At 58.1% G+C, this 20,056-nt stretch carries 17 protein-coding genes; 6 read left to right on the top strand and 11 right to left on the bottom strand.

Annotated features, from left to right (window positions below):
- Position 1 precedes the first annotated feature (1 nt).
- The 8 genes from ABK249_RS19025 to ABK249_RS18990 all read right to left on the bottom strand — a co-directional run bounded on the left by ABK249_RS19025 (position 2) and on the right by ABK249_RS18990 (position 9,182).
- A complete protein-coding gene (locus ABK249_RS19025; protein ID WP_348863656.1) occupies positions 2-730 on the bottom strand; it encodes an SDR family oxidoreductase in 729 nt (242 codons plus the stop codon).
- 97 nt (positions 731-827) lie between these two features.
- On the bottom strand, positions 828-1,889 hold the full coding sequence (locus ABK249_RS19020; RefSeq protein ID WP_348863655.1) for an ABC transporter ATP-binding protein: 1,062 nt from the start codon (positions 1,887-1,889) through the stop codon (positions 828-830).
- 40 nt (positions 1,890-1,929) lie between these two features.
- Positions 1,930-3,363, bottom strand: a complete 1,434-nt coding sequence (locus tag ABK249_RS19015) for an FAD-dependent oxidoreductase (RefSeq protein ID WP_348863654.1) — start codon at positions 3,361-3,363, stop codon at positions 1,930-1,932.
- Positions 3,364-3,470: 107 nt separating this feature from the next.
- Positions 3,471-4,763, bottom strand: coding sequence for an ABC transporter substrate-binding protein (locus ABK249_RS19010; RefSeq protein WP_037152051.1), 1,293 nt, complete (start codon positions 4,761-4,763; stop codon positions 3,471-3,473).
- Between the two features lie 25 nt (positions 4,764-4,788).
- Positions 4,789-5,622 carry a carbohydrate ABC transporter permease gene (locus ABK249_RS19005; RefSeq protein ID WP_037152053.1) on the bottom strand — a complete coding sequence of 278 codons (834 nt, stop codon included), beginning with the start codon at positions 5,620-5,622 and terminating at the stop codon, positions 4,789-4,791.
- Positions 5,612-6,487: a carbohydrate ABC transporter permease gene (locus ABK249_RS19000; RefSeq protein ID WP_348863653.1), complete on the bottom strand. Its 876-nt coding sequence runs from the start codon at positions 6,485-6,487 to the stop codon at positions 5,612-5,614. The genes ABK249_RS19005 and ABK249_RS19000 overlap by 11 nt, the downstream gene beginning before the upstream one ends.
- Before the next feature lie 53 nt (positions 6,488-6,540).
- Positions 6,541-7,635 (bottom strand): LacI family DNA-binding transcriptional regulator, encoded by a 1,095-nt coding sequence (locus ABK249_RS18995; protein WP_348863652.1) that lies wholly within the window; start codon positions 7,633-7,635, stop codon positions 6,541-6,543.
- Between the two features lie 182 nt (positions 7,636-7,817).
- Entirely contained in the window at positions 7,818-9,182 is a 1,365-nt protein-coding gene (locus ABK249_RS18990) for an aminotransferase-like domain-containing protein (RefSeq protein ID WP_348863651.1), read from the bottom strand.
- Positions 9,183-9,340: 158 nt separating this feature from the next.
- Between ABK249_RS18990 and ABK249_RS18985 the strand changes: the two genes are divergently transcribed.
- The 4 genes from ABK249_RS18985 to ABK249_RS18970 all read left to right on the top strand — a co-directional run bounded on the left by ABK249_RS18985 (position 9,341) and on the right by ABK249_RS18970 (position 15,090).
- Positions 9,341-10,204 (top strand): DMT family transporter, encoded by an 864-nt coding sequence (locus tag ABK249_RS18985; RefSeq protein ID WP_037152059.1) that lies wholly within the window; start codon positions 9,341-9,343, stop codon positions 10,202-10,204.
- A 221-nt stretch (positions 10,205-10,425) separates the two neighbouring features.
- On the top strand, positions 10,426-11,403 hold the full coding sequence (locus ABK249_RS18980) for a polysaccharide lyase (RefSeq protein ID WP_415926452.1): 978 nt from the start codon (positions 10,426-10,428) through the stop codon (positions 11,401-11,403).
- 474 nt (positions 11,404-11,877) lie between these two features.
- Positions 11,878-14,601: an ABC transporter transmembrane domain-containing protein gene (locus ABK249_RS18975; protein WP_037152061.1), complete on the top strand. Its 2,724-nt coding sequence runs from the start codon at positions 11,878-11,880 to the stop codon at positions 14,599-14,601.
- A 33-nt stretch (positions 14,602-14,634) separates the two neighbouring features.
- Entirely contained in the window at positions 14,635-15,090 is a 456-nt protein-coding gene (locus ABK249_RS18970) for a cyclic nucleotide-binding domain-containing protein (RefSeq protein WP_037152063.1), read from the top strand.
- A gap of 40 nt (positions 15,091-15,130) precedes the next feature.
- Here the strand turns inward: ABK249_RS18970 and ABK249_RS18965 are convergent, their stop codons facing one another.
- Together ABK249_RS18965 and ABK249_RS18960 are read right to left on the bottom strand one after the other, a co-directional pair.
- Positions 15,131-15,613, bottom strand: coding sequence for a class I SAM-dependent methyltransferase (locus ABK249_RS18965; protein ID WP_037152065.1), 483 nt, complete (start codon positions 15,611-15,613; stop codon positions 15,131-15,133).
- 8 nt (positions 15,614-15,621) lie between these two features.
- Positions 15,622-16,962, bottom strand: a complete 1,341-nt coding sequence (locus ABK249_RS18960; RefSeq protein ID WP_037152067.1) for a nucleotide sugar dehydrogenase — start codon at positions 16,960-16,962, stop codon at positions 15,622-15,624.
- A gap of 156 nt (positions 16,963-17,118) precedes the next feature.
- On the opposite strand from ABK249_RS18960, the gene ABK249_RS18955 reads away from it, so the two are divergent.
- Entirely contained in the window at positions 17,119-18,213 is a 1,095-nt protein-coding gene (locus ABK249_RS18955; protein WP_037152068.1) for a glycosyltransferase family 4 protein, read from the top strand.
- Positions 18,210-18,959: a polysaccharide deacetylase family protein gene (locus tag ABK249_RS18950; protein ID WP_415926451.1), complete on the top strand. Its 750-nt coding sequence runs from the start codon at positions 18,210-18,212 to the stop codon at positions 18,957-18,959. Before ABK249_RS18955 ends, ABK249_RS18950 begins: the two co-directional genes overlap by 4 nt.
- A gap of 18 nt (positions 18,960-18,977) precedes the next feature.
- Here ABK249_RS18950 and ABK249_RS18945 read toward each other — a convergent pair whose 3' ends face one another.
- Complete coding sequence (locus ABK249_RS18945; RefSeq protein ID WP_161784765.1) at positions 18,978-19,646, bottom strand: glycosyltransferase family 32 protein; 669 nt, start codon at positions 19,644-19,646, stop codon at positions 18,978-18,980.
- Positions 19,647-20,056 lie beyond the last annotated feature (410 nt).

Raw genomic sequence — 20,056 nt, 5'->3', positions numbered from 1 at the left:
GTCAGAGATCCGTGCTGAGTGGGAGGATTACCAGATCGCGAATGGTGATGTTGCGGGGCCGGGTCAGCATGAACATGACTGCTTCGGCCACTTCGGTCGCCTCCATCAATCCGCCCGCGGCAATTGCCTCATCGAGCTTCGCCTGAGGCCAATCGCTGATCAACGCCGTGATGACCGGTCCAGGCGCCACGGCTCCAACGCGAATACCGTGCCTGGCCACCTGGCGTCGTACCGTGTGAACGAACGCCTGCACCGCGTGCTTGGATGCCGTATAAATCGGTTCCCAGACGACAGGCACCAGACCCGCGATCGAGCTGGTCATGATGATATCGCCGGTCTTCCGCTCCACCATATGGGGCAACACCGCCTGTACGGACCGGAAAGCGGCGTTGATGTTGAGATTGAGCATACGATCCCAGGCATCGGGATCGCCATTGACGACCTCACCGCCGATATAGGCGCCGGCATTGGCATGAAAGATATCGAGCTTTCCGAACCGTTCCAGGATTTGAGGCATCATCGTGGATACGCTGGACGGGTCGGTCAGATCGATCGTCAGAGGAAAGGCGTTCGGCCCCAATTCGGAGCTCAACTTTTCCAGCGTCTCCGCGGCCCTGTCGACGAGAACGACGCTTACGCCTTCGCGCAACAGGGAACGGGCGCATTCGAGGCCGATGCCCGAGGCAGCGCCGGTAACCGCTGCAACCTTTCCAGAAAGTTCCTGTCTCATGCTATTCCTTGCTTCGATTTACGTCAGGCAATGCCGGTCACAGATTGGATCGATCTTCGGGGCTGACGATGGTTGGCTTGATCAGTCCATCCGACGATCATGCAAACAGATGCGCGGCAGAGGGATTGAAGAGAAACTCGGCGTTGTCGTCGAACGCCAGTTCCATATCGATAGGGATCGAGGCGACCACCCGCTCGTTCGCGCGGGTCTCGATCGCAACGATCGTCTCTGTACCCAGACGCTCGATCAGCACGATCTTTCCACAGATGCCTCCCTCACCGTCAGCCGCCCTGCCGGGTTTCAGATACTGCGGCCTGATCCCGAGCCAGGCGCTGTCGCCGCTGTCGAATCCTTTGCCACGCACCGGAATGGGCGAGATCGCCTCGGACGCTACGGTTGCGGTGCCTCCGTGGGCAGCCTGCACCTTTACCGCAAGGAAATTCATCTTCGGCGCGCCGATGAAGCCTGCGACGAATTTGTTTGCGGGATTCTTGTAAATTTCCATCGGCGAACCGACCTGCTGGACCAGACCACCGTCGAGAACCACGATCTTGTCCGCGAGCGTCATCGCCTCGACCTGATCATGGGTGACGTAGATCATCGTGGCACCGAGATCGCGATGCAGCTTGGCAAGCTCCATGCGCATGTCCACCCGAAGCGCTGCGTCGAGATTCGAAAGCGGTTCATCGAAGAGAAAGACTGCGGGCTTGCGTACGATTGCCCGGCCGATTGCCACGCGCTGCCTCTGGCCGCCGGACAACTGGCTGGGTTTGCGGTCGAGGAGGTGCTCCATTTTCAGAATTCGGGCAGCTTCCTGCACTCGGGCATCCAGCTCGGCTTTCGGTGTCTTGTTCAATGAAAGGCCGAAACCCATGTTCTCGTGCACAGTCATATGCGGATAGAGTGCATATGACTGGAAGACCATGGCGATCCCGCGTTCACGCGGCGGAATGTCGTTGCAAAGCCGACCACCTATATAAAGATCACCGCCCGATATGTCCTCGAGTCCCGCTATCATCCGCAGAAGAGTGGATTTGCCGCAACCGGACGGTCCGACAAAAACCACGAATTCACCGTCCTCGATCTCAAGATCGACACCCTTGATGATGTTGACGGAACCAAAATTTTTCCTGAGCCCGGCCAGGCGCAAACTTGCCATGCTTCCTCACTTCCTTCGCATTCTGCGTCGAGCCACGACCTTAAGCGTCTTCCAGCTCGCGCGCCCGTTCGGCGCTGTCCTTGGTGCGCAGATAGGCACCTTTGGCGATCAACTGACGGCGGAGTTCCTTCACATCGATATCCGCCGGTGCGCGATTGCCGCGGACGGAAATCTTTGCCGCGCGGCCGGCCGCCTCGCCCATTGCCATGCAGGTGGCCATGACGCGGATCGCGCCCATTGCCTCGTGGGTGGTGGAGATTGCCCGGCCGGCAACGATCAGGTTGTTCACCTTCGTCGGGATCAATGAACGATAGGGGATGTCGTAGCAGTCACCGCACCAGATGAGCGTGCAGCCGTCATCGGCAGGGCGGTGAATGTCGATGGGGTAGCTTGCCACCGCAATCGCATCATCGAAGTGGCGGCAGGCGAGCACGTCTTCCTGCGTCATAACATATTCGCCGATGATGCGGCGTGTCTCGCGAATGCCGAGGAATGGTGCCGTCTTCGTGAAATAGGCATTCTCGAAGCCTGGTACGTAATTGATGAGGTAGGTGACGATGTCGTCGATCTGCCCGCGGGCCTCGATCTCCCCCATCGTCAGGCTCGCCGCCTCGGTTCCGTCGACGCCCTTGACACGGGTCATGTTGATCCAGACCTCGCCAGCTTTGAGGCCCGTGATGATGATCGTGCGTTCATTGGGGATCTTGAGTCCCATTTCCGTCTGCGCCCTGGCAATCAGCTCGCGCAGGCCGACGATGATGAACTGGTTGTTCTGGCCGAAATATTCTGCCGGGATGAAATCGGTCAGATAAGTGCGCGCCTGTGGCGGCTGGTTGGCAATGCTGAGGCGCAGCTTCTCGGTATCGACGCCGGCGAGGCAGAACATCAATGTAGGGGGTTGCATGCCGCCATGGGCATTGCCCTTTTCACAAGGCACGCCTGCGCGGTAGGCGACATCGGCGTCCCCCGTGCAATCGATGACCACCTTGCCGAGGATCGCGCCACGGCCGCTCTTGCTCTCGGTGATGACACCGCGGATCGTATCGCCGTCCATGATCACGCCAGCGCAGAAGGTGTAAAACAGCACTTCGACGCCGGCTTCCGTCAGCATTTCGAGCGCGACGGTCTTGACTGCCTCCGGCTCGACGAGGGTGATGCCCATATGCAACGGGCAGGGCCGGTGCTCGCTTGCGGCGTTACGAAGCTTCAGCCGGTCGATGAATTTCTGCGGCAGGCCTTCGATGATCTGGTTACCCTTTTGACCGAGGAAGCCGAGTACCGGCAGACCGATCGTCATGTTGCCGCCGACGAAGCTGCGGCTTTCGATCAATCCGACCCTCAGTCCGTCTTCGGCAGCAGCAAGCGCAGACGTCAGGCCGGACGGCCCGCCGCCCACGACGAGCACGTCATATTCGGCCATGACGGGTGTTGCCCGGGCCGGCTCCTGGATTGATCGAATGGTAGTGTTCGGCATTGTCCTGGTCTCTTTCGTGGGAGTGGACCCGAAGGTCCGTGTCATTCGTGCGGTTCCGGCGATATTGCCCGTCCGGGCGTAGAACGCCCGGACGGTGTTTAGAAACTTCAGGCCTGCATGAGCGGTTTCACGCGCGTGGCGATGGAGGCGACCGCTTCCTTGATCTCCTTGCGGCCGAGGACGGCGAGTTGCACCTCTTCGAGAAAGATCGACTGGGCGCGCGCCGCTTCCGGGAAAGGCGGGAAGGCGCCGCGGGCATTCTTCAGGACCTCGGCCTCGACGGCGGCAACCGGATTATTCACGAAGGACTGGTCCGCATAAGTCGAGACGCGTACCGGGCCGTTGCCGTTCCTGGCCATGCCGAGCGTCACGCGCTTGCTGGAGACTTCCTTGATGAACTTCCAGGATAGTTCTTTGTCCTTGGAGTTCGCCGGGATGACCATGCCCCAGGCCTCGACGATAGAAGACATCGGCACCTTGCCCTTGAGATCGCTCGAAATCGGGAACTCGATCGCCTTGATCTTGCCTGGGAACTTGCTCTGTTCCTTGTTGTTCAATTGCGCATTTCGGGCGAAGGGCAGCACCGTAAAGGCGGCCCGCCCCTGCTGCAGCCAGGTTACCTGGTCGTCGTTCTTGGTAGTCGCATAGCTGCGTGGCAGGGCACCACTCTCGAACATCTTTCGCAGAACCGTCAGGCCCTTTTCCATCGCTTCCGGGTTCGGCAGCAACTCGAATTTCGCGTTGATGAAATCACCGCCGAAAGCACGTGCGAACATGACCGGGAAGACGGCGAGATCGCTCGCGAGCACCATACCCGCAACCGGTGTGCCGGCCTTGGAGGTAAAGGTGAGCCTCTGGGCCTGTTCAACCAGTTCCTCCAGCGTGGTCGGCGGCGCGCTGATGCCCTGCTCTTCCAGAAGCGCCTCGTTGTAGAATAAGCCCTGGGTCGCGTGGCGGACCGGAATGCCGATCAGCTTGCCATCAACAGTCATGCCTTGGACGAGACCTGGAGCGATGTCGCCGAAGTCCTCGATCGCATCCTTCTCCAGGTAGCTGTCGAGAGGCTCGAACATGGCCGCGATCTGCTTGGTCGGCCGGTTGTCGACGATATAGCCGACATTGAAGTCGGTAGTATTGAGGCTCGCCTCGCGGAAGAGGCGATCCTGCAACGGGTTGGAGTCGAATGTCGTCCAGACGATGTCCGCATCATTGCCGGAACGCCAATCCTTAAGGAGATCGCCGTCGCCGGAGCCGAGCACGGTCTGGTGCACCTTGTGGCTCAGGACGTTGAGCGTCTTGCCGGCGGCAAAGGATGGCCCGGCGGCTAACATGGCCGCTCCGCCCAGCGCGGTTCCGAGAAACCCGCGACGTGTAATGTTCGTGAATACCTTGTCTGACATGATTTTCCTCCCTTTCAGACAGTGATCAGCCTTTGGTCGCGCCGGCAGTCAGGCCGGCCACCAGATAGCGGTTCATGAAGATGACGAAGAGCAGAACGGGGATGAGCTGAACGGTGGATGCGGCAAACAGCACGCCCCAGTCGACCCCGTCGATCGATCCGATCATTTCGGAGATTACCAGCGGTGCGGTCTTGGCTCGCGTCGCGGTGAAGATGAAGGCGAACAGGAATTCGTTCCAGGCGAACACGACGACGAAGACAGCCACCGCCAGGATGCCCGGTGCAGCAAGCGGCACAATGACCCGCCGAAGGATCGTGAGACGCCCCGCGCCATCGATCTGCGCCGCCTCGTCCAGTTCGCGCGGGATCTGGTCGATGAACGTGCGCATCAGCACCGTGCCGAGCGACACGAAGAAGGTCGCGTAGAGCACCATCAGGACGATATGCGTATCGTTCAAGCCGATTGCGTTGATGATCGGGAAGAGCGGCAATGTCACGACGATCGGTGGGATGAGGCGCACGATGATCAGGAACATCACGCTCGCATTCAGCATCCGGCTGCTGTAGCGCGAATAGACATACCCGGCCGCCGTGCTGGTGGTGATTGCGAGAACGGTAGCACCTGCCGTGATGATGGTGCTGTTTAGAAGTCCGCCGAAGAACACGCCCCAGCCGTTCCAGAGTTGGACATAGTGCTGGATGGTCGGAGAGAAGACAAATTTCGGCGGCACCGCGAAAATGTCCTGTCCCGGCTTGAAGGACGACATGAGGATGAAGGCGATCGGGAAGAGCGACCAAACGAGAATCACCGCGACTGCGACCGTTTTTCCGAGGCCGATGGCGAGCTTGTCAGTGCGCATTGCCGGCCACCTGCTTGCGAAGAAGGAACACATAACCGGTCGCAAGAAGCAGCGATGCGAGCACCATGATCCAGGCGGTGGCGGCTGCCGTACCGAAAGCGTTGAAGCTGAAAGCCTCCTGGTAGAGGTAGACCGCGACCACTTCGGTCGAACGGGCCGGTCCGCCCTGGGTCATCAGCCAGACTTCCGAAAAAATGCGGAAGGCGAAGATGTAGCGGAAGAGCAGCGCCACCACGATTGCCGGACCGAGAAGCGGCATCGTCACTCTGCGGAAGGCATCGAAGGCCGTGGCGCCATCGATGCGCGCAGCCTCGTAAAGATCCTTCGGGATCGCTAGACGCGCCGCATAAAGGATGATGAAGGTAAAGGGCAGGTGCAGCCAGATCGTCAGGAGACCGATCATAATGAGCGCATGCGACGGCTCGAAGGACCAGTCGAGCATCGGCAGACCGAGCCAGGTCAGCATGGCCGTGACCGGACCGACGTCGGGCTCGAAGAGGAAGCGCCACATGGCAACCGCGATGACTTCGCTCACGGCATAAGGCGCCAGCACAGCGACAAGCAGGACGCGCCGGAAGGGCAGGCCGCTTGCAAAAAGCAGTGCCATTCCAAGCCCGAGCGCCAGTTCCAGATGCACGGCGAAGATGACGATCAAGACCGTATTGCCAAGCGCCAGCAGAAAGGCCGGATCGGTGAGCACCCTGATGTAGTTATCGAGCCCTACGAAGGTCGCCGACTGCCCGAAGCTGGACGCGTTCAGGCTCAGCCACACGACATAGAGCGACGGAATGACGATGACGCTGAGGATCAGTATCTGTACCGGCGCGAGGAATGGCAGCGCTTCGGTAATCTTGTTCAGACGCAAAAAAGTCCCTCCCATGCGGACATTTCAGTGCGGCGCGCACTCTCCTCACGCGCCTAATGGATGCTGTTCGGCCGCTCCTTCGCGGCATTTCCGGCCGGCGGCTCGCCGGTCCCCTGAGCCGTTTCACCATCTGCCGGCTGCATCAGTCGGCGGGTCGAATCCCGAACCTGCAGGCTGGTGTGCAGAATACTCGGCGTCGGTTCGGAGACGTCTCCCTCCATGCGCAGCAGCAGCCGCTCCCATGCAACGCGGGCAATGTCGTCCACCGGCTGGCGGATCGCGGTCAGTGCCGTCTTGCGGGCGCTCATCCAGGTGTAGTCGTCGAAGCCGATGATCGAGACCTGATCGGGAATATCGATCTTCTGCCGGGCAAGTGCGGTCAGAACAGCAAGCGTCGTGACGTTCGTGAGCGCAAAGACCGCTGACGGCAGCGGATGTCGCTCGAGCCAATGGGCGAAGAGTTCGGCGCCGCGCTCGGCATTCGAACCCAGCGCGACCGCCTCCGGCTCCCTGCCGATCAGCTTCTGCACGATGGAAACGGCGCCACGGACGCGTTCGCGGATCGGCGCGACATCCAGATCTGATGCCGCCAGCACGATGTCGGAATGACCCATCTCGACCAGATAGCGACCGGCGATCTCGCCCGCCTCGAAATTGTCGATCGTCACCGTGTCGGCGACGGCTTCCTGCGCGATTACGCGGTCGACCAGCACGATCGGCAAATGCACTACTTCGCGGACGAGAATATCCGGCACCGTATCCGAGCACGGCACAGCAATAATGCCCGAAGGCCGCCAGCCGAGCAGTGTGTGCAGCCGTGACTCCTCCAGCTGTCGGTCGTCACGCGAGCTTGCAACAATGACATCGTAACCGTCCTTCAGCGCCATCACCTCGATGCGCGAGATGAGCGAGGTGAAGAACGTATCATCGAGATCCGGCACCAGCACGCCGACAACCCTGGCCTTTCCGGATTTCAGCTGCGAGGCCGCCCTGTCGATTTGGAAGGAAAGCTCCTTTGCTGCCTTTTCGACCCTCTCGCGCAAATCATCATTCACCGGCTTGCGGCCGCTGAAGACGTTCGAGACGGTGGCAATCGAGACCCCCGCCCGTTCCGCGACTTCCTTCAATGTTGCTCGTCTGCGTGTCACCGCATCCTCAATGTTAAACGTTTAACTGTGAAACGTTTAACAGGTTTTCAGTATTACGCAAGAGGGCATTGGCATTGCCTGAGCGGCGTTGGCCTATGGAGATGCATGGGCGTCGGCCGCACCCGCTTCATTCATCCGGGTGGAGAGGTTCGCTGACGTTGGCGGTGAGACAGGCTGATAATTTATTGACCAGCTTTCCGCAGCACATCTTCAAGGATTCGATGAACGCGCGGATCCAGTGTATGGGCGACGTTGAAGCGCATGAAACGGCCGGCACTTTGCGATACGCTGAACACGTTGCCGGGGGCCAGGATAACGTTCTCGGCAAGTGCGATTTGTGCGATCTGCGTAGAATCCAGGCCATCTGGAAGTTGACACCAAAGATAGAAACCGCCCCGCGGTGAAAGCCAGGGCTTGATGCCGAGCCGGTGCAGTTTATCCACGGCCTCACGGCGCGCCCGGACGAGCTTCTGCCGCAGCTCTTCCATATGCTTGCGATAGCTGCCGCCTCCCAGAACTTGGGTGATCAGTTCAGTGCAGATCGGACTGGGCCCCCCGAAGTTGGTGGCGACCTGCAGATCCAGGAGTCCCTCGATCCAATCGGGGCGAGATGCAATGTATCCGCAGCGTATCGAAGCCGACAACGTCTTGGAGAAACTGCCGATGCGGATGACGCGGTTCAATCCGTCCAGCGCCGCCAACCGTGATGACGGTTCCGGCTCGAAATCGGCGAAGATGTCGTCCTCTATGATCGTCGTTTCATGGCGCGCCGCAGCGTTCAGCAGACGATGGGCGATCTGGGGCGAAAGCGTCGCGCCCGTCGGGTTGTGAAGCGCGGAATTGGTGATATAGACCCGCGGCCGTTCGGCGCTTAGCAGAGTTTCGAATGCCGTAACGTCGGGACCCGATGGCGTGTAAGGCACGCCGATGATCTTCACCTGATGGGCTTTCAGCAGTGCCTGGAAATTGAAGTAGCAGGGATCGTCGATCATGACGGTGTCGCCTGGACGAAGCAGGAAGCGAGAGATCAGGTCAAGCGCCTGCGTTCCCGTACTTGTCAGCATCAATTGATCCGGCGTGGCTTGGATACCTTCCACTGCAAAACGGGCCAGCAGGAGATGCCGCAGCTGCAGGGAGCCACGTGTTCTGCCGTAATACGCAAGGAGATCGTCGTCGCTTCGCGCCAGGCTTCGGATGGCCCGTCTCAGCGCCTCATTCGGCATCCAGTCAGCAGGAAGCCAGCCGCAACCGGGTTTCAACACCGTGGCATCGGAATCAAGCGACTGCCGCGAAACCCAGAATGGATCGACAGTCCTTGTCTGCGGCGATTCCGTCTCGGCCAGCTTCAGGGGTGGCAGAGCATTGTTGGAGACATAAAAACCGGAGCCTCGTTGGGCCCGGATCAGTCCTACCGCAGCAAGACGATCATAGGCTTCGACCACAGTGGAAGGTGACACGCCCATGGCGGCTGCAAAACCTCGGATCGAAGGAAGGCGGTCCCCCGGCGCAAGAGTGCGGGCGGCAATCTTGGTTCGTATGGCTGTCATGACATGCGATGTCCGGTTTCCCGCGTGATTGCGCGGCATGGTCTGCCTCCAACAATTGTATTGTCTTACATGCTGATACAGTTATTCGAAATTGTACTGATCTGTATCTGTTTCCGCCAGTGTTTCGCGCGTATCAGACGGGGCCAAGGTGAGGTGCCATGAAAACGTCCATGGAAGGCTGGGGCAGCGGGCTCCTCGGTGTCATCATATTCAGCGGGTCACTCCCGGCGACGCGCGTCGCGGTGTCGGATTTTTCTCCGATGTTCCTGACATCGGCTCGAGCGGTAATTGCCGCAATGTTTGGAGCAGCGCTCCTTTTTTTACTTCGTCAGTCCCGGCCGGCCGTTGGCGATCTCCTGTCGCTCGCGGTGGTTGCGATTGGCGTCGTCATCGGTTTTCCGCTGCTGACGGCACTGGCGTTGCAATACATCACGTCAGCCCATTCGATCGTATTCATTGGCCTTCTGCCTCTTGCGACCGCCATCTTCGGAGTCCTGCGAGGCGGGGAGCATCCCAATCCGCTCTTCTGGCTGTTCTCAGGACTGGGCAGCGCCATAGTGACCGGTTTCGCCCTGACATTTGACGGAGAGGCATCGATCACAGGTGACCTGTTGATGTTCGCTGCGATTGTCGTCTGCGGGCTCGGCTATGCCGAGGGTGCGAAACTTTCGCGGACTTTGGGGGGATGGCAGGTAATTTCCTGGGCCTTGATCCTCGCGCTGCCGCTTATGGCGGCATTTGCCCTGACGACTCTTCCGAATACCTGGCAAGGCATCGGGATCGCTTCGTGGATTGGGCTTGCCTATGTGTCCATCTTCAGCATGCTCGTCGGCTTTGTGTTCTGGTATCGCGGTCTCGCACTGGGAGGCATTGCGGCTGTGGGGCAGTTGCAACTGCTTCAACCGTTCTTCGGCCTGCTGTTGGCCTTCGGTCTTCTGCATGAAGAGGTGAGCGCCATGATGGTCGTCGCCACGCTTGCCACTGTTTTATGCGTTGCCGGCGCTCGCAAATTCTCTCGCTGAGATCAACAGCTCCTCTCCCGTTCATGCGGAATGCACCAGAGCCGGACATCGTCCAAGATCGCACACACTTTCAGTATGTCTCACGGGCTGCTGTCCGGCCGAAGATTTCTCGTCAAACACGTCCTCCTGAGCCCCATTTCACATCACAATCCAGTGTTTCATCTTGCTTTTTGAAGGGGCTTGCTCAAATAAATTGCGACGATGGAGCAGGGTGGGGTTTCATGGCCGAGCATCTTCGAGGAATGTTGATCGCAGCATTGATGCTGATCACCTGCCTGGGTTTCCCGGCAGCCCAGGCTAAGGACTCGGCTTCGCGGATATTGCACGACGGGTTCGACTCCTCCGATTTTGCGGAGGAAGGCGGCCTCTACTATCGGGAAAACAGCGAACAGGCCGCTGGTACGGCTGAATTTCAAACCAAGGTCAGGCGCAGCGGCTCTGGCGCACTGAAGTTGAGCGTCCGTTCCCTGTGCCCGGCCAGCGATCCAGGCTGTAGCGAGCGGGCAGAGATTTGGGAAAGGACGCCGTTGCGCGTCCCTTATGAGATTCCCGTTTGGTATGGGTTTGCGGTCAAATTTGCAGACCCTATTCCAACAGATGACCACCGCTATCTTATCGCCCAATGGAAGAGGGAAATCGGACCGAAGGCACAGGGCGATTTCAGCCCGTATCTGGCGTTCCGCTTCAGTGGCGGCAAGATTTTCGTAACTGTTGAAACGAATTACCACCCGGACCTCGTGAGCTCACCGCAGAACGGGGTATGTCCCGATGGCGCGACGCCCGTGTGGCTTCGGCCCGAAACAAATCAAATGCGCGCACTTGTAGTACGGCCGCCGGATTGGCAGGCGGTCGATGCGGATCGGTTTACAAGTTGCACGGAGAAAATCTCAGTTACCGAGCGAGGCAACGTCATACCGGAGCCCGCTTCAGGCTGGATTTATTTCGCGGTGCTCTCCAAACCGGGACCCAAAGGCACCGGTCATCTTGAGGTTTTTGCAAACGGCAAATGGATCGTTTCGGTAAAAGGTGCGATTGGCCATTCCGATGGAGGCCTCGGAAATAACCAATATTTCAAATTCGGCCCGTATCGCGATGGCGCTCCTGACGTCTGGTCGCTTTACTATGACGATTTCATTCGCTCACCGAATTGCGAAGATGTTTTGAAGCAAGCGGAATACTGCCGGATAGTCAATCGTTAGCCGATTTCGGACCATGTTCATCGGGGCGGTGGGTGCGACCTGCCTATGGCCGTCGCCGCCTGACTTCAGGCAGAAGTGTGGTGCCTTTCTGATAAATCGGACAGTTCCTAGCCATATGGGGCTGGTGCTGATCCTTTCACCCGGCTGTGCCTGTCAATTGAATCTCCGATCCAGTCTTCGGATGCCGGGCCACGTCGATCGATGATCGCAGCAAGGTAGGCAGGGGGCCGAAGCGTTGAGGAAATCCAAAAAATGTCGCGTCTGTGAATCCAATTGATGGAACCCTGAGGCTCGCATACTATATTAGATTCGAGGAATTGACTGGGGGAGCCGCCACAAACACGTGAATGGGGTTTTCTTACGCAATTTGAACTTCATCTCTGCACCCCATCATTCGGCCTGCAGCGCGCATCCGCAAAGTTAGCCAGGGGATATACAACCCGGACCCGGTTTTAGCGTACCTGTGAAGAAATAATGGAAAAGAATCTGCTTCGCTACATTTGGAACCACACCCGGCCTCAGCAGATCTGGGTCCTGATTGTCGTATTGGTTTCAATGATACCCTATTTTTTGTCGCTCGATCTGCCAAAGCAGATCATCAATGGACCTATCCAGGGTGCTGGGTTCGAGACTCCGAACGCGACTCAGCCTTTTATGGAATTTGATATAGGTCTGCCGCTGCTCGGATCGATCTATACGTTCGAAGGCTTCCAGCTCGGGCGTATGCAGACACTGATTGCTTTGAGTGGCGGATTTCTGTCGCTCGTCATCATCAATAACTTCTTCAAATATTATATCAATACCTACAAGGGACGGCTTGGTGAGCGCTTGCTCCGCCGCATCCGCTTTGAACTCTTTGATCGGGTGCTGCGCTTTCCGCCGCGCCGCATCAAGAATATCCACGGCGCTGAAATCGCCAGCATGATCAAGGATGAAGTGGAACCCTTTGGCGGCTTCACCGGCGATGCCTTCGTTCAGCCAGCTATGCTGGGTGGACAGGCCGTGGCAGCCATGCTTTTCATTTTGCTCCAGAGTTTCTGGCTCGGACTGGTCGCTGCGGTCATGGTGCTTGTGCAGGTGATCATTATTCCACGGATGCGCCGGCGCTTGATCGAACTTGGCCGTCAGCGGCAGATTACCGCCAGGCATCTGGCCGGCAAGGTGGGCGAAGTCGTGGAAGGCATCGGTACGATCCATGCCTACGATACTTCGAACTATGAGCGTGCGGATGTCGCCAATCGACTTGGTCAGATCTTCAAGATCCGCTATGACATCTACCAGTGGAAGTTCCTCGTCAAATTTCTGAACAACTTCCTTGCGCAGCTGACGCCTTTCTTTTTCTATCTCATCGGCGGCTACTTCGCGTTGCGAGGATCGCTGGACGTCGGTCAGCTTGTCGCCGTTATCAATGCTTACAAGGATCTTCCAAGCCCGCTCAAGGAACTGATCGACTGGGATCAGGCGCGCCAGGATGTGCAGGTGAAGTACGAGCAGGTCCGAGACTATTTCGAGTTTGATGATCTGATCGACCCGGCGACCCATGCAATTGCCTCCGTAGGTCAACCATATAGCGGCGAACAACTGGCCGCGATAAATTTGGTCATAGAGGACGAAGGCGGCGTCAGGGTATTAAATGGTGCGTCGATCCGGCTGGCGCGAGGGGAGTCCGTGGCCATGGCCGATAATATCGGGCGTGGTGCGGAGGCATTGGCGGAAGCTTTTGGACGACAGGTCTGGCCGACGTCCGGCAAGATTTTCCTGGGTGACCATGATATTCTGGAACTTCCGGAATCGATCGCGGGAAGGCGCGTCTCCTACGTATCGGCGGACACCTACTTCTTCCACGGTAGCCTCAAGGACAATCTTCTCTACGGCTTGAAACATGCCCCCGTGGAGCCCGCCCAATATGAGGGAGATGCCGCGAACCAACGGCGCTGGGAAATTCGCGAAGCCCAAATGGCTTCCAATCCGGATTTCGACGTTCGAGCCAGTTGGGTTGATCACCGTACAACATCGATCAGCGATAATGGCGATAAGAGCGACATAAAGAATTCGCTCCTCGCCGCGCTCGACAAGGTGCAACTGACTGATGATATCTTACAGTTCGCACTTCATTCCACGCTGGATGCGCAATCAAATCCTCAGCTTGTGGCTGACGTTGTTGCGATGCGTCATGCGCTTCACAACGAGATCCGCAGCACGGGTCGCTCTGGCCTGATCGTGCCGTTCGAGCCTCAAGTCTACAATAAAGAGGCGACGGTGGGAGAGAATCTGCTGTTCGGCAAGACCTTGCAGCCGCTCGACAAGACGAGCGCCCTGCTCGACAGTGACCACTTCTATACTGCGCTGGCCAAGGTTGGTCTTCTCAGAGCTTTCGTCGACACCGGCCTCACCATTGCCGGCAACATGGTGGAAATCTTTTCCGGCCTGCCCCCCGATCACCCCTTCTTCAACCAGGTGCCGTTCCTGACCGCTGACGATATCGTCTATTATCAACAGGTCTTGCAGAAGCTGGGAACGCGCCGCTCCCACGCCCTATCGGCGGAGGAGGAGCGCGCCGTGGTGCGTTTGACGCTCGAGTATATCGAACCGCGATACCGCCTTGGCGTGCTGCATGATGATCTCAGAGAAAAGATCGTCGGCGCACGCGAGATTTTCTTCGCCGAACTGCCGGCCCATCTCAGAGGATTGATCGAGCACTACGATCCAGATGGGTATATGTCCTATGCGACCCTTCAGGAAAACATCCTGTTCGGCAAGATCGCCAACCGAAATGCCGATGCTCCGAGTGAAATCCGAAATATAGCAGCGCGAGTTTCACGGGAGCGTGGCTTTTATCATCAGCTCCTGCGCGTCGGCTTGGAGTTCGACATCGGTGCTGGTGGCCGGCGGTTGACGCTGGTTCAGCGGCAGAAGCTCAATTTGGCACGTGCCCTTATCCGTCGCTCGGATTTCTATATCTTCAACAAGCCCCTGCCTGGCCAGGAAAGGCGTCTGCAGGAGGAGATCGTGAACGATGTCCTGACCTATCTGCGCCAGCAGGAGAACAATCCGACAATCGTATGGGTCTTGTCGAACATTTCTCTTTCCAAATTGTTTGAAAGAGTGGTTATGTTTGACAACGGCGAAATTGTGGAGGATGGTTTGTACGAGACACTTCGGGAAGAAAGTGGTATATTCAAGGCACTGGTGGCCTAACGATCATCTGATAGCATCCGATTGGTGGCGGCGATGTTGCTATGTGAGGAAGTGCAGTTACTGAAGAAATTGCCCTATTTTGCAGACCTTGATGGTTGCAAACTGAAACTCTTGGCCTTTGCGTCCGAACGCGTGAGCTACGAGCCGGGGCAGAAACTTTTCAAGCAGGGCGATGGCGGCGATTCTGCTTATGTCATTCTCAGCGGTACGGTGGAAACCGTGCTCGAGACCCCCGCGGGCCAGACGAAAATTCGCGAGAATGGCGTTAATTCAGTGGTCGGCGAAATATGCCTCCTTTGCGAGGGCGAGCGCACCAATACCGCCAAGGCACTCACGCATGTAGAGGCTCTCAAGATCAACAAGGATTGTTTCTCGCGGATCATCCACGACAGCCCGAACATGACGATGCGGGTGACCCGCACGCTTGCGGAACGGCTTCGGCACACGGCCGACGAACTTGATACCGTCAAAGCTCACCAGTTTGTTTGAACACGTTACATCCAACGCCAACTGATGCGTTGGGGCGCCTTTAGGCGCGTTGATAGAAGAAATACCGCCCCTTTTCCACTGAAGGTAGCCGTGGAAGCGGACGGAGATGCGGATGATCGAGCGGAAGCCCACTGACCGCAATGCCGCCGGAAATCAGCATTCCGGCCATCAGTTCCGGCAGCCACGTGATGATGATCGCGTCCTTTTCCGGATATCCGGTGCCGATATCCGCATGCGCGAGTGCCGCATCGAAGCCGATAAAACCGGCCGCGGTTTCTCGAATTTCCCCCATGACGAAATCTTCCGGTTCCGGCAGAATTGTTCGATGTGCCCCGAGATGGCGGTCGAATGCGATGATCCGCCGGTTAGGAAACAGCTCTCGAAGATGGCTGTAGCTGCGGCCATTACCGAGACCGACCTCGAGCACTGCACCTGCCGCAGGCAATAGGCCGTTAGCCTGAATATAATTCAGGATATCGCGCTGCGCGATCATGCGGCTTATAAAAATATCCAAGCGGCTCATATTGTGATCTAGGCCTTTACAATTGCTTCTGACACAATTCCGCAGCGGGTGAAGATATTTCGGGTGTCGATGATCAGTGTCGACCATTCGGCAAGTGCCGCATAATCGACCGCATCGTGATCGGTCGCGACAACCACCGCATCGAAGGCGCGAACCGTCTGCTCATTCCACGTTACCGTTTTCCGACCACGAAGTGCTGCATGCTCCCGAGTCGAGGGAATCTCGGCTACGTGAGGATCGTAAAACGATGCTTTCCCGCCGCGTGCCTCAATCAGCTCAATCAGGCGAAGTGACGGGCTTTCCCGGATATCCGGGACGTTCTTCTTGTAGGCAAGCCCCATGATCAGCACATTTGACCGGCTGAGCGCCTTTCCTGACCGCATGTCGAGCGCTTCGGCAAGCCTGCTGACAACATGGCGGGGCATTGCGGTATTGATTTCGCCTGCGAGTTCGATGAAGCGCGTCGGCTGTTCGAACTGACGGGATCTCCAGGTCAGGTAAAAGGGGTCGATGGGAATGCAATGTCCTCCCAGACCGGGACCGGGATAGAAAGGCATAAAGCCGAAGGGCTTTGTTTTTGCTGCTTCGATCACCTCCCATATGTCGATTCCCATTGCTTCGTAAACGAGCTTCAATTCGTTCACGAGCGCGATGTTGACAGCCCGGAAGATATTCTCCGTGAGTTTGACGGCCTCGGCTGTGGCATTGCTGGAGACGGGCACGACGGAACTGACAATGCAGCCGTAGAAGGCCGACATCAATGCGCTGGCAATGTCGCCGTCGCCTGAAACCACTTTTGGGATGGTGGAAGTCTGGAAATTCCGGTTGCCCGGGTCTTCCCGCTCCGGCGAATAGCCGAGGTAGAAATCGATGCCGCTCGTCAGGCCCTTCGATTCCAGAATAGGTTTGACGATTTCGTCGGTCGTGCCCGGATAGGTGGTGGATTCCAAAACGATGAGCTGACCGGGGCGCAACGTAGCAGCGATGGAGCGTGCAGTCTTCTCCACGAAGGAGAGATCCGGATCGCGATTGGCAGTCAACGGCGTCGGCACGCAAATCGCAATGATGTCGTAGTCGCCGAGGAGGTCGAAATCGCATGTCGCGGCGAAGCGACCGGCCTCGCGCTCCACGGCGAGGACTTCACTTGGTACAGCCTCGATATAGCTGCGATTCTCCTCGATGGCGGTAATTTTGCCGGGATCGATATCGAAGCCCATGACCTTGAAGCCGGCACGGGAAAACGCCATGGCAAGCGGCAATCCCACGTAACCGAGCCCGATCACCCCCGCCTTTGCGGTCTTCGCGCGAATAGCGGCCATGAGCTTGGAAGAATGTGTGGTATCAAGCATTCAGGATTGGCTCCGCAGCATATGGGAAGTGCCGACAGTTGAGAGAGAAGTCCCAATGTGTCAAGTGTGATCGAAAGGTCGGACGGTGACTTAAGTTTGGCTATGCCTTGATACAAGTCTTTGCCTGATCCCTCACGCATTCGTCATTGTCCGCTTATGAAAATTGCCTTCTATTCACCCTTGAAGCCCCCCGGTCATCCTGTCCCTTCAGGTGATCGACTGATGGCGCGCCTGCTCATCCAAGCGCTCACTCTTGCCGGCTACGATATCGAGATCGCTTCAGAATTTCGTTCCTTCATGCCGACCGCAAGCAACTCCAGTTTTGCAGAGCGACGGCAGGCCGCTCAAGCCGAGATTGCGCGGCTGGAAGAAGGATGGACTTCCGGCGGACAGCCCGATCTGTGGTTCTGTTATCACCCCTATTACAAGGCCCCCGATCTGCTCGGTCCGGCGCTCTGTCAGCATTTTGGACTGCCTTATGTGACCGCAGAAGCCTCCTACTCGTTGCGGCGCAATGAAGGCGCTTGGGTGCTCAGCCAGGAGGCTGTATTGAGCGCGGTCCAAATGGCGGCCGTGAATCTTTGTTTCACCGGTCGGGATGAGCGAGGCCTTCGTGCCGTCGCTCCGCAAGGTCGGTTCGAACGCCTGCCGGCATTCATCGATCCAGCCCCATTTCTGGTTCATGAACCAAGGCCCGAGCCTTTTCGCCTGATCACTGTCGCCATGATGCGGCCGGGCGACAAGCTCGACAGTTACCGCACGCTCGCCGAAAGCCTTCGTCTTCTCCAGCATCTCCCGTGGACGCTGGATGTAATCGGCGACGGGCCAGCGCGAGCCGAGGTCGAAGTAGCTTTCGGATTCCTCACGCCGGAGCGAATCCGCTGGCATGGTGTCAAGACCGCCGACGAAATCGCCGAACTGCTGTCGGCTGCCTCGCTTTATGTCTGGCCCGGACACGGCGAGGCCTACGGCTTGGCCTATCTGGAGGCGCAGGCTGCCGGCCTGCCTGTGATTGCGGAAGAAACCGCCGGCGTCCCCGAAGTTGTCGTCAGCGGGCGCACGGGTCTGCTGATGAGCGCCGGTGATGTGAGCGCTTACGCGGCTGCGATCGAGCGCCTTTTAACTTCCGGAGCGGAGAGGCAGGCTATGGCGGTCGAGGCGCGCCGGTTCGCCAGCAACGAGCGTTCGGTTGATCGTGCAGCCATCAGGCTGCAGGACATTCTGGCAAGATATATCGGAGCCTCTTCATGACCAGGGATCTCCTAGTGCGGGCTCTCGACCGCGCCGCCGAAAACAACCGGCCTATTACGTTCTGGTTGCGGGACGACGATGCGACCGAGCCGACAAATCCGCTTGAGCAGTTGCTCGAGCTCACCGCCGAGAACGACGTTCCAGTCACGCTCGCCGTGATTCCGGCAGGTGCCGGACAATCCCTCTCTGCGAGGCTCGAGGATGAGCCTTTGGTGACCGTGGCCGTACACGGCTGGAGCCATCAAAATCATGCCCCGGAAGGGGAGAAGAAGCAGGAACTCGGATCGCACCGGGACCCTGCTGTCGTGCTGGCCGAAATCGACCAAGGTCGGAAGCGCTTGGAGGGTCTGTTCGGGGAGCGTGCGTTTCCCATGCTCGTGCCGCCATGGAACCGTATCGATCGGGGTTTGCTGCCAGCGCTGCCGCCTCTCGGCATTCAGGCGCTTTCGACATTCGGCAGGGAAAATGGAAACGGCCGCATTCCCCTTTTGAATACTCATATCGACATTATCGACTGGCACGGCACCAGAGGAGGGCGGTCGGAGGACTTGCTGTTTGGGGAGGTTCTGCGAAGGATCGGGGAGTTAAGCGGGCATCCGCTCGATACGATCGGCATCCTGAGCCATCACCTAGTGCATGATGCATCCGCCTGGCGCTTTCTTGAAACGCTGTTTGAGCTTACGCGCGGACACCCGGGGTGCCGCTGGATGCGTAGCGAGGCGATCGTCCGGACAGCACAGCACTGATCGGCCGCAAAAGTTCAGTCACCACGGTTTCCAGGCAATCAGCAGTCCGGACGTTGTGTTTTCGGCTCTAGCTGCCAATTGCCGAACCTCCTCCAAGGTCGCGGCGGCAGGGGCGCTGGCGGCAACAAAATCGGCGGGGGCGAGATTTATTGCGGTTGAGCGGGCTGCGACCGTGAAGAGCAGCGGTCCCGTCGTCCACCAGGCCGGTGCGCCAGGCAATTCGGCGCGGATACCCGTCAGAGCTTCGATCATCTTGGAGAAGACGGGATGGCTGGGCGGTGCTGCAATGAAGGAATTGGCCAGCAGCGCGACGCCTGCGCCAGTATTGCGCGGGATATCCTCGGCAAAAGCGCCGAGTCCGGTCAACTGCAGGTGATCGTGAAAAGTTGCGCCGCGCTGCGCCGGGTACCAGTCGCAGTCGAGATAAATTCCGCCGATTTGGTCGAGGATCAGGTAACGCGCGACATCGACGGCGCCTGGATAATCGCCAGCCTCCAGCATTCCCTTGAAGATCGCATTTTCATATGCGCCGACAGCGCGCAAGTCCTCCTCGCGCCAGAGGCGATGGCGGTAGCCGTGAAGGTCGGCATGTTCTCTCCAAGCCTCGACCGTCACCGGTACCGGCTTCTTTCCGATCCAGATCTGGTGGATGACGCGCGGCACCGGCAAAGTCATGGCCGCAGCCATTATGCGGCGCTCGTCCGCATCGTATTTCACATGTTTTGCGATGATTTCCGGCGGTGGCACCAAATGATATTGATAACTGATCTTCCGGATGGGATCTGCTTCGGATTTGGCGAGCTTTAGCAGGACGGATTGCAATTGCCTTGGCAGACCTAGCGAAGTTCTTGCTCCGAGGGCTTCTGCCATCGCGTCAGCCTCGCTAAGCAGTGTATCGAGGATTGATCGTGCTTCTTGGAAAAGTCCTTTCCTGATGAGATCCTGGGCGTCTCGCAGAAGGTCTTTATAATATTGTCTGGTTTTCATGAACGAGCCTGAAAAACACGAATTTGCAGCATAGACGATGCTAGCGCTTATGCGCTACGATGCTTGTTATAACCCAGTCAACCAATGCGCGACCCGTGCTTTCGTGAGAC

It is taken from the genome of Neorhizobium phenanthreniclasticum, from assembly GCF_040066075.1.
In the GTDB taxonomy this organism is placed as follows: domain Bacteria; phylum Pseudomonadota; class Alphaproteobacteria; order Rhizobiales; family Rhizobiaceae; genus Neorhizobium; species Neorhizobium petrolearium.
The sequence above is the reverse complement of the archived record's forward strand: the minus strand, read 5'-3'. Positions and strand labels throughout refer to the sequence as shown.

Bases quoted from the DNA above. Each gene is read 5' to 3' on its own strand.
- ABK249_RS18965 (WP_037152065.1), bottom strand. From the start codon at position 15,613: ATGAGCCGCTTGGATATTTTTATAAGCCGCATGATCGCGCAGCGCGAT.
- ABK249_RS18950 (WP_415926451.1), top strand. From the start codon at position 18,210: ATGACCAGGGATCTCCTAGTGCGGGCTCTCGACCGCGCCGCCGAAAAC.
- ABK249_RS18970 (WP_037152063.1), top strand. From the start codon at position 14,635: ATGTTGCTATGTGAGGAAGTGCAGTTACTGAAGAAATTGCCCTATTTT.
- ABK249_RS19010 (WP_037152051.1), bottom strand. From the start codon at position 4,763: ATGTCAGACAAGGTATTCACGAACATTACACGTCGCGGGTTTCTCGGA.
- ABK249_RS18985 (WP_037152059.1), top strand. From the start codon at position 9,341: ATGAAAACGTCCATGGAAGGCTGGGGCAGCGGGCTCCTCGGTGTCATC.
- ABK249_RS18990 (WP_348863651.1), bottom strand. From the start codon at position 9,182: ATGACAGCCATACGAACCAAGATTGCCGCCCGCACTCTTGCGCCGGGG.
- ABK249_RS18955 (WP_037152068.1), top strand. From the start codon at position 17,119: ATGAAAATTGCCTTCTATTCACCCTTGAAGCCCCCCGGTCATCCTGTC.
- ABK249_RS18980 (WP_415926452.1), top strand. From the start codon at position 10,426: ATGGCCGAGCATCTTCGAGGAATGTTGATCGCAGCATTGATGCTGATC.
- ABK249_RS19020 (WP_348863655.1), bottom strand. From the start codon at position 1,889: ATGGCAAGTTTGCGCCTGGCCGGGCTCAGGAAAAATTTTGGTTCCGTC.
- ABK249_RS19025 (WP_348863656.1), bottom strand. From the start codon at position 730: ATGAGACAGGAACTTTCTGGAAAGGTTGCAGCGGTTACCGGCGCTGCC.
- ABK249_RS18960 (WP_037152067.1), bottom strand. From the start codon at position 16,962: ATGCTTGATACCACACATTCTTCCAAGCTCATGGCCGCTATTCGCGCG.
- ABK249_RS19005 (WP_037152053.1), bottom strand. From the start codon at position 5,622: ATGCGCACTGACAAGCTCGCCATCGGCCTCGGAAAAACGGTCGCAGTC.
- ABK249_RS18975 (WP_037152061.1), top strand. From the start codon at position 11,878: ATGGAAAAGAATCTGCTTCGCTACATTTGGAACCACACCCGGCCTCAG.
- ABK249_RS19015 (WP_348863654.1), bottom strand. From the start codon at position 3,363: ATGCCGAACACTACCATTCGATCAATCCAGGAGCCGGCCCGGGCAACA.
- ABK249_RS18945 (WP_161784765.1), bottom strand. From the start codon at position 19,646: ATGGCTGCGGCCATGACTTTGCCGGTGCCGCGCGTCATCCACCAGATC.